Origin of the sequence: Methylobacterium sp. J-048, from assembly GCF_022829515.1 — a bacterium.
Lineage (GTDB): Bacteria > Pseudomonadota > Alphaproteobacteria > Rhizobiales > Beijerinckiaceae > Methylobacterium.
Window position 1 is genome coordinate 1 of the sequence record NZ_JAKSYL010000125.1, and the last position, 514, is coordinate 514.

At 65.6% G+C, this 514-nt stretch carries 1 pseudogene; it reads right to left on the reverse strand.

Annotated elements, in window-relative coordinates:
• A pseudogene (locus tag MKL09_RS11085) lies at positions 1–514 on the reverse strand (hypothetical protein); the annotation flags it as partial.

A 514-nucleotide genomic window follows, 5' to 3' on the forward strand; every position in this document is an offset into this window, starting at 1 on the left:
CAGACCTCGAAAGCTGGGCACCCGCGCTGATGACAGCCGAGCCGATCGTCGATGCGATTGCCGTTGCAGATGTCCCAGCCAGCCTCCGCGCAAAAGCCCCACAGCGCCGCTTGAACAAAACGCGGGAAGGTCGCTGGGAACTCTGGGTTGTAGGCCCGGGCATCGATTCGGCAGGCCAAGCCCTCAATGATCTTCGCGCAGCCGCCAGGCGCCGTACAGGCCGCCCCGAAGGCGTGTTCGGCGTCGAAGCGCGTCAAGGTGCCGGTCCGACGCAGGAAATTATGGACGAGGGAGTCGACGGCGATCATCCACGATCCAGCTGTGACCCAGCGTTCCCGGTTCGGGTCGGCGCCGAGCAGAAGGTCAGCCAGCAGCATCGCCCAGAGCTTCGGTCCGATGCCGTAGATTTCGCAGAGGGGACTGAGAACGGCCTCCCGCATGCGCGGACCACGCTCGGGTGCCCCAGAGCCGGGATCGGCCTCGGCGAGCCGTTTATCGATCCAGCCGACGAAGT